The sequence below is a fragment of the Cupriavidus sp. 01L46 genome, from assembly GCF_056399905.1.
In genome coordinates this window covers 1-15997 of the sequence record NZ_JBFTSF010000136.1, presented here as the reverse complement: position 1 = coordinate 15997, position 15997 = coordinate 1, and the positions used below count along the sequence as shown (strand labels likewise).

Below are 15997 nucleotides of genomic sequence, written 5' to 3'. Positions count from 1 at the left end.
GAGTGACCCTGCCCGCGCAAGGCCGAGTAAGCCTGGCCGAGTACCGAGCGCAGATGCGCGAGCAACTGATGCAGACCGAGAACGCCAGCGCGGATGTGGCGGATTGCGCCGCGCACGCCAGCTGGGTCGTGCCCCGCTCGGCCACCTACGACGCCTTGAAGATCCCCACCGGCGCGCTCGGCGCCGGCCAGGCTACCGTCGAGCCGTGGGACGGCCGCTTCTCGCAAGGCAAGCAAGCGGTGCCGGTCAGCTCCGTGGTGACATTTTCCGCGACCGCCCACAAGCGCCGCGCCGAAGCCCAGTGGGAACCGGTCAAGGTGCGCTGCGGCTATGCCGACGGCATGATGCTGGCCTATGAATTGCTCGATGGCAGCGGCACCGTGATCAGCGAGCCAGCGGCAGCACCCGCGGTGCGCAGCAGCAGCGGCAACAGCACGCGCCATGCCACCAGCGGCAAGGGCCACAAGGGCAGCAAGGCGAGCAAGTCCGGCTCCGGCAAGGCCACTAAGTCGACCTCCTCGTCCAAGTCGGGCAGCAGCAAGCCGACGGCCAAGAGCGGCGGCGCCAAGACCAGCAAGGCCACCGGCAAGTCGGCCACCAAGAAGTCGCACTGAGGCCTGCCCGGGCGCTTCTAGCCCCGGTTGGGGCCGCCCTGCACCTGGCCCGTCCAGACGGCGGCCAGGTGCCTTGTCACGTCCTCAGCCCAGTTGCGCCAGCACCGCCTGCAGCATCGCCGCGCCCAGCAGGGCGCTGCGCGCGCCGTTCCAGCCCACGGCCGGATCGGGCTGGTCGGCATTGTCCTTGAACGGCATCTCCAGCGTCAGCGACAGGCAGCCAAAGGTATGGCCGATGTACTTCGAGGCCAGTTTGAGCGCGTCCTGGTTGTACTTGCTGGCAGCGTAGCCGTGCACGTCCTGGAAGTCCGGCGTGGCGCGCTTGAACGCGTCGATGAAACGCAGTTGCTCGACCTTCTGCACCTCGGTAAAGCCGGGCAGCATCTCGCTGCCGGCGACGAAGTTATAGGGCAGGGCCTCGTCGCCATGGATGTCGAAGAACATGTCGCAACCGGTAGCCTCGATGGCACGGCGCACGTGATACACCTCCGGGCTGGTCTGCTCGCTGGGGGCCATCCATTCGCGGTTGAGGTTGGCGCCGGCCGCATTGGTGCGCAGGTTGCCGCGCGCCGAGCCGTCGGGGTTCATGTTCGGCACGATATGGAACACGGCGCGCTCCAGCAGGCGGCGCGCCACCKGGTCGCCGGCCCACATGCCGGTGCCCGTCAGGCGCTGCAGCACGCCCTCGCAGAACCATTCCGCCATGGATTCGCCGGGATGCTGGCGCGCGATCATCCAGATGACCTTCTTGCCGTCGCCGGGCGTGCCGACCGTGACCGCGGTCATGTCGCGGCCGTCCACCGTGCTGCCCAGGTGCGACAGCCGCGCCAGCGGCGAACGCTGGCAGGTGGCCAGCAGGGACAGGTGGCGGTCCTCGGAGTACGGCTCGAAGTAGGCCAGCCACACGCTGTCATGCTCGGGCGTGAAGGCCACCGTCATGGCGCTGCCATCGAAGCTGGTCGGCACGCGGAACCAGTGCGCGCGGTCATAGGAGGCCACGGCCTGGTAGCCGCGCCAGCCGTCGGGGTAGGTGCAGTCGCCGGCATTGAGGAACTGCAGGCGGCATGCCTGGCCAGCCGCGCCCTGCAGCCGGAAATGGAACCACTGGCGGAACTCTGCGTGCGAGTCGGCCCGGATGCGCAGGCGGATGTCGCTCGCTTGCGCAAGCGATTCGACTTCAATGGCGCCCGAATCGAAGCTGGCGGAAATATGCAGGGCTGAACTCATGATGTGGCATCTCGGAGGGTTCGGGCCGGGATGCCTGTGGGCCATCCCTGGCTGGGTTCGGGGGCGATAGGGCGTAGCCGGAGCAGCGTGCGTCAGTCTTCCAGGCGGCGGCGGAAGACCCAGCGCGCGTCGTCGGATGCCGCGGCATCAAAGGCATAGCCATGCTCGGCAAAACGCTTGAGCTTGGCCGGCTCGGTGATGCGATGCGTTACCGCGTAGCGGGCCATGAAGCCGCGCGCCCGCTTGGCGTGGAAGGAAATGATCTTGTAGCGGCCGCCCTTCCAGTCCTCGAACACCGGGGTGACGATCCTGGCGCCAAGCACCTTGGGACGCACCACCTTGAAGTATTCCTCGGAGGCCAGGTTGACCAGGGCCGGGCTGCCGTCTGCCTTCTGCGCCTTGAAGTCTTCGTTGAGCAGCTGCGTGACGTCATCGCCCCAGAACGCATAGAGATCCTTGCCCGCCACGTTGTCCAGGCGCGTGCCCATCTCCAGCCGGTAGGGCTGCATCCGGTCGAGCGGGCGCAGCACGCCGTACAGGCCGGACAGGATGCGCACATGCTTCTGCGCGAAGCCAAGGTCATCGTCCGACAGGCTGGCCGCGTCGAACCCCTCGTACACATCGCCGTTGAAGGCGAGCACGGCCTGCTTGCTGTTGGCCGCGGTAAATTCCGGCGACCAGTCGCCGTAGCGGGTGGCGTTGAGCACCGCGAGCTTGTCGGAGATGTCCATCAGCGCCCCGATATCCTGCGGCGCGAGCTTGCGCAGACGCTCGATCAACACCGCCGAACGGTCGATAAAACGGGGCAGCGTATGGGTCTTCAGACGCGGGGGCGTCTCGTAGTCGAGCGACTTGGCAGGGGACAAGACGATGAGCATGGCAAAATCGCGGCAAACACAAAGGCCAGATTGTAACGAATGCACCCCGACTCTACCGCAGTACCCCTCAATTCCCCGCTGGCACCGCGGGTCGTGCTCGACTCCAACATCTGGGTCGACCTGCTGGTCTTTGCGGATCCGCACGTCGAGCCGATCCGGACCGCCCTGGACACCGGCGCCATTGCCGCGGTGATCCGCGCCGATTGCCGCGAGGAGTTGCGCCGAGTGCTGGCTTATCCGCAATTTGCCCATTTTGGCGTCGATATTCCCGCCGCCATGGCCACGGTCGACCGGCTGACCGCCCTCCTTGCCATCCCGGAAGAAGCCGATATCGCGGCAGCCCGCCTGCCGCGCTGCCGCGATACCGATGACCAGAAGTTCATCGAGCTGGCGCACTTTGCCCAGGCCGGCTGCCTGGTCTCCAAGGACAAGGCCGTGCTCAAGCTCAAGGGCCGCCTACGCCGCCAGAGCGGCGTGGATATCCTGCTGCCCCAGGCCTTCGCCAGCTGGCTGGCCACGCGCGAGGAGGCCGCGGCACAGGCGCCGGCCGATCCCCGCTAGAATGCCAGCATCGTTTTCCGCCCATCCCGACCGCCCAGCCTGACGCAGCTTCCCATGCCCACGAACCTTTCCGCCCAGCCCGGCACCCTTGCTCCCCTCACGCCGCCGGCTTCGCGCCTGCCCAAGGTCGGCACCACCATCTTTACCGTGATGTCGGCGCTGGCCGCCGAGCGCAATGCCGTCAACCTCGGCCAGGGCTTCCCGGATTTCGACTGCGACCCGAAGATCGTCGATGCCGTCGCGCACGCCATGCGCGCTGGCCTGAACCAGTACCCGCCGATGGCGGGCGTGCCCAAGCTGCGCCAGGCCATCGCCAGCAAGATCGGCAAGCTGTACGGCCATGCCTACGACTGGGACAGCGAGATCACGGTCACCGCGGGCGCCACCCAGGGCATCCTGACCACCATCCTGTGCGCCGTGCATCCGGGCGATGAAGTGATCGTGCTGGAACCCTGCTACGACAGCTACATCCCAGCGATCGAAATGGCCGGTGGCAAGGTCGTGTCGGTGGCCCTAGACGCGCCGCACTTCCACATCCCCTTCGACCGCCTCGCCGCCGCTATCACGCCGCGCACGCGGATGCTGCTGATCAACACGCCGCACAACCCCACCGGCACCATCTGGCGCGCCGGCGACATGGATCGCCTCGCCGAACTGCTGGCGGGCACCGACATCCTGCTGCTGTCGGACGAGGTGTACGAGCACATGGTGTTCGACGGCCAGCCGCACCAGTCGGTATCGCGTCACCCCGAGCTGGCACGCCGCAGCTTCGTGGTGTCGAGCTTCGGCAAGACCTACCACGTGACTGGCTGGAAAGTGGGCTATGTGGCAGCGCCGGCCGCGCTCTCGGCCGAGTTCCGCAAGGTGCACCAGTTCAATGTGTTCACGGTGAACACCCCGGTGCAGCATGGCCTGGCCGACTACATGGCGGACCCGGCGCCCTACCTGGACCTGGCGGCCTTCTACCAGGCCAAGCGCGATTTCTTCCGCGCCGGGCTGGCCACCACGCGCTTCAAGCTGCTGCCGTCGGACGGCACCTACTTCCAGTGCGTGGACTACTCCGCCATCTCGGACATGAGCGAGGCGGATTTCTCGATGTGGCTTACGCGCGAGATCGGCGTGGCGGCGATTCCCGTCTCGGCCTTCTACTCGCAGCCGCGCGAGTCCGGCGTGGTGCGCTTCTGCTTTGCCAAGAAGGAAGAGACGCTGGCGCTGGCGCTGGCGCGGTTGAAGACGCTGTAGGCAACGCCTTGGCCAACGAAAAAAGCGCCCGCGGCATGCCGCGGGCGCTTTTTTTTGCCTTGTGCAAACCCTTCGCTTACTTCCGGCCGCTCAGCATCAGCTCGGTATTCGCCTTGCGGTCCTCATTCACCTTCTGCACTGTCGGGCGCTCCGACATGCGCTTGAGGTACTCCTTGACCGGCAGGTCGGCCAGCATGTCCGCACCGTAGATGATCTTGGTGCAAGACGAGATCAGCGGGAAGTGCACCACCGCGGCGCAGTCCGCCAGCGTAAAGGTGTCGCCCGCCAGGTAGGGCGAGAACTTCGCCAGCTTGGCGAAGGCGGGGATATAGCGCTCCAGCAGCTTTTTCTGGCGCTCCTTGACGCCGTCGCTGACCTTGCCGCCGAAAAACGCTTCAGGGTAAAGCTCGCGCGCGGTCAGCTCCAGGTACAGCTCCAGGAAGGTCACCAGTTCGCGCACCTTGGCCGCCTCGTAAGGGCTGGCGGGCAGCAGCGGCGCTTGCGGGTAGGTCGCCTCGATGTAGGCGTCCAATACTTCGGACTCGCATAGCGGGCCGTGATCGGTGATCATGTAGGGCACCTTGCCCAGGGGCGTGGCTTCGAGATCGGTCTTGCCGATCCAGGCCAGCTCCTCCTCGAACGGCAGGTTCTTTTCCAGCAAGGCCAGCTTGACCTTGTTGTAGTAGTTGCTGGCGGCAAAACCACAGAGTTTCAGCATGTCGTCTCTCTCCTCGTTATGGCGTGATTGGCAACCCACCGGGTGGATCGCGATGAAATCAGGGGCTAAGGTACCCTGCCCACACACAGGCAAGCAGGTATTGTGTGCCATGACAGACTCTGGCGGTCCGCGTTGGCCGATCAGCGCACGCCGCCTGCATCGCCCCACTGTCGCGGATGATGCAAAAAACGTACGATCGTGCTAATTTAACCACACTTTTCTGGACGCACTATGAGCACTTTCACCATTGACTCGCTGGGCATCGTCGGCACCGGTGCCATGGGCCGGGGCATTGCCCAGATCGCCGCGCAGGCCGGGCTGACCGTCAGCCTGTACGATACCAACCCGCAGGCCGTGGCCGCCGCCCGGCAATACCTGCAGGATACCTTCGCCAAGCTGGCCGAAAAGGGCAAGATGAGCGCCGAGGACGGCGCCGCCGCGCTGGCCCGCGTGCTGCCCTGCAATGCGCTGGAAGACCTGGCCCGCTGCGATATGGTGCTCGAGGCCATCGTCGAAAAGCTCGAAGTCAAGCGCGACCTGGTGGCCAAGCTCGAAGCCATCCTGCGTCCGGATGCCGTGATTGCCTCCAACACGTCGTCGCTGTCGATCACCGCGATCGCGGTGGGCGCCAAGCAACCTGGCCGCATCGCCGGCTACCACTTCTTCAATCCGGTGCCGCTGATGAAGGTGGTCGAGGTGATCGACGGCCTGTCCGGCGACCCCGCCGTGGGAGACGCGCTGATGGCGCTGTCGCGCCGCCTGGGTCACACGCCGGTGCGCTGCAAGGACATGCCCGGCTTCATCGTCAATCACGCCGGCCGCGGCATGAACATCGAAGGCCTGAAGGTGGCGCAGGAAGGCGTGGCCGGGTTCGCTGACATCGACGCCATCATGCGCGAGCAGGCCGGCTTTCGCATGGGCCCCTTCGAGCTGATGGACCTGACCGGGCTCGACGTKTCGCACCCGGTGATGGAATCCATCTACAACCAGTTCTACCAGGAGCCGCGCTACCGCCCGTCGCCCATCACGGCGATCCGCTCGGTGGGCGGCCTGATCGGCCGCAAGGCCGGCGCCGGTTTCTACCGCTATGTCGACGGCCAGAAGCAGCTGCCCGCCACCGCCGCCGTGCCCACCGCGCGCCCGGCCAGCGTCTGGGTCAGCCTTAACGACGAACGCGGCCATGGCATGGTCGTCAAGCTGCTGCTCTCGCTGGGCATCACGCCCGAAGCCGGCAACCGGCCCTCGGACGACGCCCTGATCGTGGTCACGCCGCTGGGGCTGGACGCCACCACCTGCGCCCTGCATGAGGGCCTGGATCCCACCCGCGTGGTCGCCATCGACACGCTGCTGCCGTTCGAAGCCACCAAGCGCCGCACGCTGATGTCCACGCCAGCCACGTCAGCCGCCATGCGCGATGGCGCGCACGGCGTGTTCGGCAGCGACGGCGTGCCCGTGACCGTGATCCGCGACTCGGCCGGCTTCGTGGCCCAGCGCATCATCAGCTGCATCGTGAACATCGCCAGCGACATCGCGCAGCAGCGCATTGCCACGCCGGTGGATATCGACCTCGCCGTCAACCTCGGCCTGGGCTACCCCAAGGGCCCGCTGGCGCTGGGCGACGTGATCGGCCCGCACCTGGTGCTGACCGTGCTGCGCAACCTCGAACGACTGACCGGCGACATGCGCTACCGCCCCAGCCCGTGGCTCTGGCGCCGCGCCGGCCTCGGGCTGTCGCTGCTGGCCGAAGAGCAGTAAGAACCGCGACCGCAGGCTGTTTTTTGGCCTGCGGTCGTTTCGTATCCGACACCGCGTTGCATCGTTGCATTCGCTCATCCGCACAGGCTGCCATGACCGCACAGCTGCTATCCGAACGCGTCGACACCACCCTGGTGCTGACCATCTCGAACCCCGAGGCACGCAACGCGCTGCATCCGGACATCTACGCGGCCTCGCAGGAAGCGCTTGAGCTGGCCTCGCGCGACGACGAAATCCGCGCGGTGGTGATCACCGGGGCCGACGGCGTGTTCTGCGCCGGCGGCAACCTCAACCGCCTGCTCGGCAACCGCGCCAAGCCGCGCGAGGTGCAAGCCGAGAGCATTGAAGTCCTGAACCACTGGATTGAAACGCTGCATGCCTTTCCCAAGCCGATCATCGCCGCCGTGGAAGGCCCCGCGGCGGGCGCCGGCTTCTCGCTGGTGCTCGCCTGCGATTTCGTGGTGGCCGCCAGCGACGCCAAGTTCGTGATGGCCTACGTCAATGTTGGCCTGACGCCTGACGGCGGCGGCTCGTACGAGCTGGCCCGCGCCCTGCCCCGCCAGCTCGCCTCCGAACTGATCATGGAAGGCAAGCCCGTGGATGCCGCGCGCCTGGCCCATTTCGGGCTGGTCAACCGCGTGGTGCCGCCCGGCCAGGCGCTGACCGAAGCGCTGCGCCTGGGCGAATCGCTGGCCACGCGCTCGCCGCACGCCATGGGCCGCATCAAAGGCCTGATCAACCACGCCGCCACCGCCAGCCTGACCGAGCACCTGGCGGAAGAACGCGACAATTTCGTGGCCGCGCTGCATCACAAGGATGGAGGCGAAGGCATCGGCGCCTTCCTGGAAAAGCGCAAGCCGAACTACCGCTGAGCCGCCGGGCTCGCCAACGCGCGCACCCGGCCTCGCATTGCCACGCCAACGATGCCCGCGCAGACGGGCACAGAAGCACAAGCACCGGAGACTTGCATGGAATTGCCGCCCTCGCCCCGCCGCCGCGTCTACCTGATGCGCCATGGCGCGGTGACCTACTTCGACGAGACCGGGCGCCCTGCGCTGCCCGAGCTGGTGCCGCTCAACGAGACCGGGCGCGAACAGGCCAGCGCGGCCGGCCGCGCCTTTGCCGCCGAGAACATCCGCTTCGACCGCATCATCGTCAGCGGGCTGCCGCGCACGGTGGAAACCGCCGAGCGCGTGCTGGCAGAGTTGCCCGGCATGGCCGATGCCGCGATGGAAACCTGGCCCGAACTACAGGAAATCCGCGGCGGCAAGCTGCAAGGCATCAGCGACGACAAGCTGCGCGACGCCTTTATCGGCGCCTTTGAAGGCGAAGTGCCTGAAGACAAGCGCTTCCTCGACGGCGAAAGCGTGGGCGAATTCCTCGACCGCGTGCTGCCCGCGCTGCGCCGCCTGCGCGACGACCCGAACTGGGACACCGCCCTGCTGGTCCTGCATGGCGGCACCAACCGGGCCATCCTCTCCCACGCCATCACCTGCGGGCGCCGCGTGTTCTACGGCAGCCTGATGCAAACCGCCGGCTGCATCAACGTGCTGGACGTTGGCGACGATCCGCTGGACTGGGTGGTGCGCATGATGAATTACTCGCCGCCCACGCCCGTGCACAGCGGGTCGCGCCACACCACCATGGAAGTGTTGCTGCATCAATACCTGCGCTTTCGCGACCTGCGCGGGCCGGCCAGCTAGCCGCGCCGCACAGAGATAGAGATAAATCAGACAAGACAGACAAGATAGACGTAATCGAATCTCGGAAAACCCGGAACATACCGAAAACACGGAGACAGCATGAGCACCAACGTTTCGAATTTCGAAGGCACCCGCGAGGTGGCCGATCAGCAACGCTTTGACCTGGCCGCGCTGGAAGCCTGGATGCGCGAGCATGTTGCCGGCTTTGCCGGCCCGCTCTCCATCGAGCAGTTCAAGGGCGGCCAGTCCAACCCCACCTTCAAGCTGATCACGCCGGGCCAGACCTACGTGATGCGCGCCAAGCCGGGCCCCAAGTCCAAGCTGCTGCCTTCGGCCCACGCCATCGAGCGCGAATACCGCGTGATGGCCGCGCTGGCCGGCACCGATGTGCCGGTGGCCAGGATGTACGCGCTGTGCGAAGACGAAGCCGTGATCGGCCGCGCCTTCTACATCATGGAGTTCGTCGCCGGCCGCGTGCTGTGGGACCAGTCGCTGCCCGACATGACGCCGGCCGAACGCGCCGCCATCTACGACGAGATGAACCGCGTCATCTCCGCGCTGCACACCGTCGACTACAAGGCCATCGGCCTGGGCGACTACGGCAAGCCGGGCAACTACTTCTCGCGCCAGATCGAGCGCTGGACCAAGCAGTACAAGCTGTCCGAGACCGAGAGCATCCCGGCCATGGACTCGCTGATGGCCTGGCTGCCCGAKCATATTCCGCAGGAAGATGCCGATCTCACGTCCATCGTGCATGGCGACTACCGGCTGGATAACCTCATGTTCCACCCCACCGAGCCGCGCGTGCTGGCCGTGCTCGACTGGGAACTGTCCACGCTGGGGCACCCGATGGCCGACTTCGGCTACCACTGCATGAGCTGGCACATTGCCCCGGGACAGTTCCGCGGCATCGCTGGCCTGGACCATGCCGGGCTTGGCATCCCTGACGAGGCCACGTACCGCCGCACCTACGAGCAACGCACCGGCCGGCCGATCACCGGCGACTGGAATTTCTACCTGGCGTTCAGCATGTTCCGGATTGCCGGCATCCTGCAGGGGATCATGAAGCGCGTGGTGGACGGAACGGCTTCCTCCGCGCAGGCCGCGGATGCCGGAAAGCGTGCCCGGCCGATGGCGGAAATGGGCTGGGAGTACGCAAAGAAGGCAAAGCAATAACAAGCTGGCGCTTCGCCGGGTTCATCAGGAAACCTCTTTCCCCATCGCGGGGAAGAGGTTTTTTTACGGGGCAAGTTATCGTATCAGCTGATCTGTAGCCCTGTTTTCGGCAACAACCTCACTGCGATTCGCGCCAGGTTCGCCATCCGTCACGCCTGGAATCCTGTCAGAAAATACCCTGGACCCGCTCAGGACTTCCGGCTATGATCCAACACATACGACAACATACAACAGATACAACTAATACAAAACCGGAGACAACGCCAATGYCAAGCAGCCGCCGCACCTTCCTGACCCAACTTTCGACCCTGGGCGCAACCGCCACGCTGGGTAGCCTCGGCGCAGCCGGCACGCTGCTGTCGTCCCCGGCGAAAGCCGCCGACTGGCCTACTCGCCCGATCCGGCTGGTTGTCCCCTATCCCGCCGGCGGCTCCTCCGACATCATCGCCCGCCTGATCAGCCGCCAGCTCGGCGAAGCCCTCGGCCAACCCATCGTGGTGGACAACCGCCCGGGCGCCAACGGCAATATCGGCGCCGCCATGGTCGCGCAGGCCGGCACTKACAATCACACGTTGCTGCTGTGCGATGTCGGCGCGCTGGCCATCAGCCCGTCCGTCTACACCAAACTCACGTTCGATCCGGGCAAGGACCTGAAGGGCGTTTCCATGCTGGCGTATTCGCCGCATTTGCTGGTGGTCCATCCCTCGGTGCAGGTCAGCAACCTCAAGGAACTGGTGGACCTGTCCAAGCGCACCCAGCTCAACTTCGCCGTGACTGCCATCGGCAGCGCGCCGCACCTGGCGGGCGTGGCGGTGGCGCAGGCTACCGGCGCCAAGTGGCAGTACGTGCCATACAAAGGCGGTGCGCAAGCGGTGGCCGATACCGTGGGCGGCACCGCCCAGGTGCTGATGAACGGCATGCTGGCAACGCTGCCCCAGGTGCAGGCCGGCAAGCTGAAGGTGATCGCGGTGTCCAAGAAGACGCGCATGCCGCTGGTGGGGCAAGTGCCGACCATTGCCGAGCAAGGGGTGCCGGGCTTCGAGTCTGGCACCTGGCAAGGCGTGATGGCGCCGGCGGGCATGCCCGATGCGCTGGTCGCGCGCATCAGCAGCGAACTGATCCGCATCATCCGCTCGCCGGAAGTGCGCGCGCAGCTCGCCGGCCAGGGTGCGGAAGTGGTGACCATGACGCCGCCGGAAACCAACAAGTTCTTCAGCGCCKAGCGTGCGCGCTGGGCAACCGTGGTGAAGCAGGCCGACATCCGGCTCGACTGACCCACACGCGGGTCCTGGCAAGTTCTGACTTTTTTTGATCGCGCTTAACCCCATGCGCCAGGCTGCCTCGTTTCACTGACAGCGCCCTGCCGCCGGCATCGCCGGCGCGGCCCTTCAGGAGAAAAGAACATGCTTAAGCGCTTGGGAGCCTTGGCCATTGCCTTTGCGGTGGCCGCCTGCGGTGGTCATTCCACCACCGCCCCTACCCCGCCGGATTTGCCCGCGCGCGCCGACAACGCGGCACCAGCCACGCAGCCGGTGGCGCCACCCCCAGTTGCCCCGGCCGCTCCCGTGCCCACCGTACCCATGGCAGAGGCGCGCGACACCTCGTCTGCCGCCAAGGAGGCGGTCGCCGGCGCCGTGGCCAATGCACGCGCGCCTGCCATGCGCACCATGCCTGCGGCGCCCATGACCCTGATGGCACGCCCCATGCCCTACCCGCAGCCGCAGCCCGGGCCAGACCGTGAGCGCTATGGCGCCATCGACGAGAACGGCGTGCAGCAGGTAGCACAAGCGCCAGTCTCCACCTTCAGCATCGACGTCGACACCGGCAGCTACAGCAATGTGCGCCGCCTGCTCAATGCCGGCCGCCTGCCGCCGGCCGACGCGGTGCGCGTGGAGGAGATGGTCAACTACTTCCCGTACGACTACGCGCAGCCGCGCGACGGCCGCCCCTTTGCCGTGCACGCTGACGCCGCGCCCGCGCCATGGCAAGCGCGCAACGTGCTGCTGCGCATCGGCATCAAGGCAGCCGACGCGGCGCGCGACAGCCTGCCGCCAGCCAACCTGGTCTTCCTGGTCGATGTGTCGGGGTCGATGTATTCGCCCGACAAGCTGCCGCTGCTGAAGTCCTCGCTCAAGCTTCTGACCAACGTGCTGCGCGCGCAGGACCGCATCACGCTGGTGACCTACGCCAGCGGCACGCGCGTGGTGCTGCCGCCGACCTCAGGCAGCGACAAGGCGACCATCTCGTCGGCCATCGACTCCCTGGTCGCGGGCGGCTCGACCGCCGGCGCGAGCGGCATCGCGCTGGCCTACCAGGCCGCGCAGCAGAGCTTTATCGCGGGCGGCATCAACCGCGTGCTGCTAGCCACCGATGGCGACTTCAATGTGGGCATCACCGACTTCCGCCAGCTCAAGGCCCTGGTCGCGGAGAAGCGCAAGTCCGGCGTTTCGCTGTCCACGCTGGGCTTTGGCACCGGCAACTACAACKACCAGCTGATGGAGCAGCTGGCCGACGCGGGCGACGGCGCCTACTCGTACATCGACAACCTGATGGAAGGCCAGAAGGTGCTGGTGGAAGAGTTCAGCTCCACGCTGGMGACAGTGGCGCGCGACGTCAAGATCCAGGTCGAGTTCAACCCCGCCACGGTCAAGGAATACCGCCTGATCGGCTATGAAAACCGCGCGCTCAAGCGCGAGGATTTCAACAACGACCAGGTCGACGCCGGCGACATCGGCGCCGGCCACACCGTGACAGCGCTCTATGAGCTGACGCTGGCGGGCCAGCCCGGCCTGATCGACCCGCTGCGCTACCAGCCGGCCAGCCCCGCCGCCCAGCCGGGCAAGGGCACCGCTGGCGAGCTGGCCCACATCAAGCTGCGCTACAAGCTGCCGCAGGCGCAAGCCAGCGAGCTGATCGACCTGCCCGTGCGGGACAGCGCGGTGCGGCCGCTGGCGCAGGCCGACGACGCTTTCCGCTTCGCCGCGGCGGTAGCCGGCTTCGGCCAGGTACTGCGTGGCGGCAATCATGTCAACGGCTGGACCTACGCCGACGCGCGCACCCTGGCGCTCGGCGCGCGCGGCACCGACCGCTTTGGCTACCGCGGCGAATTCATCAAGCTGGTCGACCTGGCACAGGCCCTGTCGACGCGCGCACCGCTGGCACAAGGCGGCGAGCCTGCCAGGGAGCCGCCACGCTGAGGCCGCCTTGCCCACCATCCGCCGTGTTGCCCGCGCGCAGGCACCCGGCACGGACAGCCACTCGCAGCGGCGCGCGGGGCTGTCATATACTCCCGCGCATGCATGCCTCCTCACCTGGCGCCCCGCCATCCCCACCCTCTGCCGGACTGTCCGCACTGCCGGATACCGACCTGATGCTGCTGGTCGCCAACGGCCTGATCGAGCAACCGGTGGCCGAGCTGTTCCGCCGCCACAACGCGGCGCTGTACAACTACGTGGCCTGGCTTTGCCAGGGCAACACCGGCGAGGCCGAGGACGTGGCCCAGAAGACCTGGGTMAAGCTGATGACCCGCTGTGCGGACTACCAGCCCAGCGCGGCCCTGCGCACCTTCCTGTTCCAGATCGCGCGCAATACCTGGCTGGACCAGTTGCGCGGCGCCTACGAGCGCCAGCGCGACACGCTCGACGAGACGCACCTCGCCATGCCTGTCGACGACCTCAGCCCCGAGGCCGAGGCGCAGTTGCGGCAGAACCTGCAGAGCGTGCGGCAAGCGCTGCTGGCGCTGCCGGCGGCGCAGCGCGAGGTGATCGTGCTGCGCTTCTTCAACGAGATGAGCGTGGAGGACATCGCCCTGACGCTGGGCGAGAAGTTCGAGACCATCAAGAGCCGGCTGCGCTACGCCTTTGCGCGGCTGCGCGAGAACCTGGTGGCCACGGCGTCGCAGGAGCGGCTGCCATGAGCGCGGACGAACGCTTCATCGCCGGCGAGGACCGGCTCGCGGCATTGCTGCGCGCGTTGCCCGCTTTTGTACCGCCCGCCTCGCTGGAGGCCTCGGTGATGGCTGCGGCGCGTGCCGAGCAGGCCGTGCGCAACGCGCCAGCGCCGCTGCCGCCGGCCTCGCTGCCGGCCAAGGTACGCGCCTACGCCGAACAAGCCGAGGCGCCCGCGGACGACGAAGAACTGGATTTCACGCCGCCGGCGGGATTGCAGGCATCGGTCATGGCGCAGGCCGCGCGGATGCAGGCGGCGCAGGCCACGCGCCGCGACGCCGTGCTGGAGGAAGTCCGGCGCGGCGACGCACCGCAAAGTGTGCTTGGGGCGCCTGTCAGCGAGGCTGCGCAGGCGTGGCTGCGTGAACAGGCGCTGCCCGCGCAAGCAGCCGCAGGCGGACAACCAACCGGCAAGCCGCCCCGTGCCCGCCCCGCACGGCGCTGGTGGCCCGCGCTGGGCGCGCTCGCCGCCACCCTCGGCGTGGGCGTCTTGTCGCTGCAGATCGTCATGCGCCAGCTTGACCTGCGCGGCGGCGAAATCACGTTGCCAGCCCAAGCCCCGGCCCCCGCGGCGAACACGGCGKACACGGCGGCAAACAAGACGGCAAAGCTGGCGGAGCCCGCCAAGCCGGTTGCACAAGCGGCGGTGCAGCCGGTGGCTCCGGCTCTGGCCCCAGCTCCGCAAGCAGAATCCGCGGGACAGCCGGCATCGCCGCGCGCGGACGCGCCAGTGCCTCCGGCCGCCGCTCAAGCCGCACAGCCTGCGCCTGCACAGGCCAGCCCGCCCGCCACGGCGAATGCACAGCCCCTGCGCCCGCCACCCGCCGAGGCACAGGCCAAGGCCGCGCCGCGCGAGCCGGACCGGCTAGCGGAACAGCGTGCATCGGAACCCAGGGAAAGCGCGGCAGGCACGACCGGCTCACTCTCTGCCGGCGCGCCTCCCGCCGCCGCGGCAGCGCCTGCGGTACGTGCCCCGGCACCCATGGCATCCATGGCGCCGCCAGCCCCGATCGCACCCATCGCCCCGATCGCCCCACCGGCGCCGGCGCCCACCATCGATGCACCCAGGCTGGCACTGCGCGCCAGCCCGTCGCAGCAGGCCGATGCGGCACGCGCGCCCGCGCCTGCCGCACGCGTGCAAAGACTGGGAACGTTGACGATGAGCTTGCGGGAAGAACCACAGCTAGCGGTGGAGCGCCTGCTGTCCGGCCCGTCGGGGGCGGAGCCCGTCGCCGGGGCGCAGCTTGCGCTGCGTGTCACGGCGTCGGCGCCGGCCAGTCCCGAGGTCAGGGCGTGGGTCGAGCGGCTATGGCAGGCCGTGCCGGCGCAATACCGGCCGCCGCTGCCCTACGCGGTGCAGGCCGACAGCACGTTGCCGCCAGCCACCGTGCGCATCGAGCGCCAGCCCGACAGCGCATCCTGGTAGGCGCGGGGGACGAGGCTGGGCGCGCTCAGTCCTGCGCCACCTCGCCCACACCACCGCCAAGCGAGTTGATCACCGCCAGCAGTTGCTCGCGCAGCCAGCGATTGGCGCCATCGTTCTCGCCGCCGGCATGCCAGTAAAGATGAAGTTCCAGCGTAGGCACCTTGAAGGGCAGCGAGAGCAGGCGGTTGGCATACGGCTCGTTGGCGATGCGCGCGTAGCGCAGCGGCAGCGTGGCCAGCAAGTCGGTGCAGCTCACCACCCGGCAGGCCGCGGCGTAATGCTGGCAGCGCAACCGCACCCGGCGCGTCAGGCCCATGCGGTGCAGCGCCTGGTCCTCCAGGCCGGCCCCGCGCCGGCGCGACGACACGTGCACATGCTCGGCGGCCAGGTAGCGCTCCAGGGTCAGCTCCTTCTTCATCAGCGGATGGTCGCGGCGGGCCAGCACCACCATCGGGTCGGCCATGAAGGGCGCGTGATGGATGGCAGGTGACACCGGCAGCAGGATATCGATTGCCGCGTCGAGCGTGCCGGCCAGCAGTTCCGACTCCATTTCGCGCCGGTCAAAGCGGATCGCCGCGATCTCCACCTGCGGCGCCACTGCTGTCACGCGCGCCATCAGGGGCGGCAGCAGGGTGGACTCCAGCGCATCGCGCATGCCGATGGTGAAGCGGCGCACCGTGGCCGCCGGATCGAAATGCGGCGTGTCCTGCAAGGTGCGGGCAAAGGATTGCAGGGCCGTGCGCACTTCGG

15 protein-coding genes are annotated in these 15997 nt (G+C 67.6%); 11 read left to right on the top strand and 4 right to left on the bottom strand.

Going from position 1 to position 15997, the window contains the following annotated elements; translation table 11 throughout:
- The coding region (locus tag AC1DS3_RS22605) for a BspC domain-containing protein (protein WP_477127983.1) at window positions 1-614 on the top strand (614 nt) is incomplete at its 5' end.
- A gap of 84 nt (window positions 615-698) precedes the next feature.
- On the opposite strand, the gene AC1DS3_RS22600 is transcribed toward AC1DS3_RS22605, so the two are convergent.
- Both AC1DS3_RS22600 and yaaA read right to left on the bottom strand, forming a co-directional pair.
- Window positions 699-1841: a M14 family metallopeptidase gene (locus AC1DS3_RS22600; protein WP_477127982.1), complete on the bottom strand. Its 1143-nt coding sequence runs from the start codon at window positions 1839-1841 to the stop codon at window positions 699-701.
- Between the two features lie 92 nt (window positions 1842-1933).
- The gene (yaaA, locus tag AC1DS3_RS22595; RefSeq protein WP_441633552.1) at window positions 1934-2719 is read right to left on the bottom strand and encodes a peroxide stress protein YaaA; all 786 of its coding nucleotides are present in this window, start codon (window positions 2717-2719) and stop codon (window positions 1934-1936) included.
- Window positions 2720-2758: 39 nt separating this feature from the next.
- On the opposite strand from yaaA, the gene AC1DS3_RS22590 reads away from it, so the two are divergent.
- Window positions 2759-3280: a putative toxin-antitoxin system toxin component, PIN family gene (locus AC1DS3_RS22590; protein WP_441633550.1), complete on the top strand. Its 522-nt coding sequence runs from the start codon at window positions 2759-2761 to the stop codon at window positions 3278-3280.
- 54 nt (window positions 3281-3334) lie between these two features.
- Window positions 3335-4522, top strand: a complete 1188-nt coding sequence (locus AC1DS3_RS22585) for a pyridoxal phosphate-dependent aminotransferase (protein WP_441633548.1) — start codon at window positions 3335-3337, stop codon at window positions 4520-4522.
- 76 nt (window positions 4523-4598) lie between these two features.
- Here AC1DS3_RS22585 and AC1DS3_RS22580 read toward each other — a convergent pair whose 3' ends face one another.
- A complete protein-coding gene (locus AC1DS3_RS22580) occupies window positions 4599-5240 on the bottom strand; it encodes a glutathione S-transferase (protein WP_441633546.1) in 642 nt (213 codons plus the stop codon).
- A gap of 231 nt (window positions 5241-5471) precedes the next feature.
- On the opposite strand from AC1DS3_RS22580, the gene AC1DS3_RS22575 reads away from it, so the two are divergent.
- The 8 genes from AC1DS3_RS22575 to AC1DS3_RS22540 all read left to right on the top strand — a co-directional run bounded on the left by AC1DS3_RS22575 (window position 5472) and on the right by AC1DS3_RS22540 (window position 15247).
- Window positions 5472-6995, top strand: coding sequence for a 3-hydroxyacyl-CoA dehydrogenase (locus AC1DS3_RS22575; protein ID WP_441633544.1), 1524 nt, complete (start codon window positions 5472-5474; stop codon window positions 6993-6995).
- 92 nt (window positions 6996-7087) lie between these two features.
- Entirely contained in the window at window positions 7088-7867 is a 780-nt protein-coding gene (locus tag AC1DS3_RS22570; RefSeq protein ID WP_174422879.1) for an oxepin-CoA hydrolase, alternative type, read from the top strand.
- Between the two features lie 96 nt (window positions 7868-7963).
- Entirely contained in the window at window positions 7964-8698 is a 735-nt protein-coding gene (locus tag AC1DS3_RS22565) for a histidine phosphatase family protein (RefSeq protein WP_416048032.1), read from the top strand.
- Window positions 8699-8797: 99 nt separating this feature from the next.
- The gene (locus tag AC1DS3_RS22560) at window positions 8798-9874 is read left to right on the top strand and encodes a phosphotransferase (protein ID WP_477127981.1); all 1077 of its coding nucleotides are present in this window, start codon (window positions 8798-8800) and stop codon (window positions 9872-9874) included.
- A 266-nt stretch (window positions 9875-10140) separates the two neighbouring features.
- Window positions 10141-11148, top strand: coding sequence for a Bug family tripartite tricarboxylate transporter substrate binding protein (locus AC1DS3_RS22555; RefSeq protein ID WP_477127980.1), 1008 nt, complete (start codon window positions 10141-10143; stop codon window positions 11146-11148).
- A gap of 129 nt (window positions 11149-11277) precedes the next feature.
- The gene (locus tag AC1DS3_RS22550) at window positions 11278-13071 is read left to right on the top strand and encodes a vWA domain-containing protein (protein ID WP_477127979.1); all 1794 of its coding nucleotides are present in this window, start codon (window positions 11278-11280) and stop codon (window positions 13069-13071) included.
- Window positions 13072-13244: 173 nt separating this feature from the next.
- Entirely contained in the window at window positions 13245-13790 is a 546-nt protein-coding gene (locus AC1DS3_RS22545; protein WP_441633535.1) for an RNA polymerase sigma factor, read from the top strand.
- Window positions 13787-15247, top strand: coding sequence for a hypothetical protein (locus AC1DS3_RS22540; protein WP_477127978.1), 1461 nt, complete (start codon window positions 13787-13789; stop codon window positions 15245-15247). Before AC1DS3_RS22545 ends, AC1DS3_RS22540 begins: the two co-directional genes overlap by 4 nt.
- 25 nt (window positions 15248-15272) lie before the next feature.
- On the opposite strand, the gene AC1DS3_RS22535 is transcribed toward AC1DS3_RS22540, so the two are convergent.
- Window positions 15273-15997: LysR substrate-binding domain-containing protein (locus AC1DS3_RS22535; RefSeq protein WP_477127977.1), on the bottom strand; the 725-nt coding region annotated here is incomplete at its 5' end.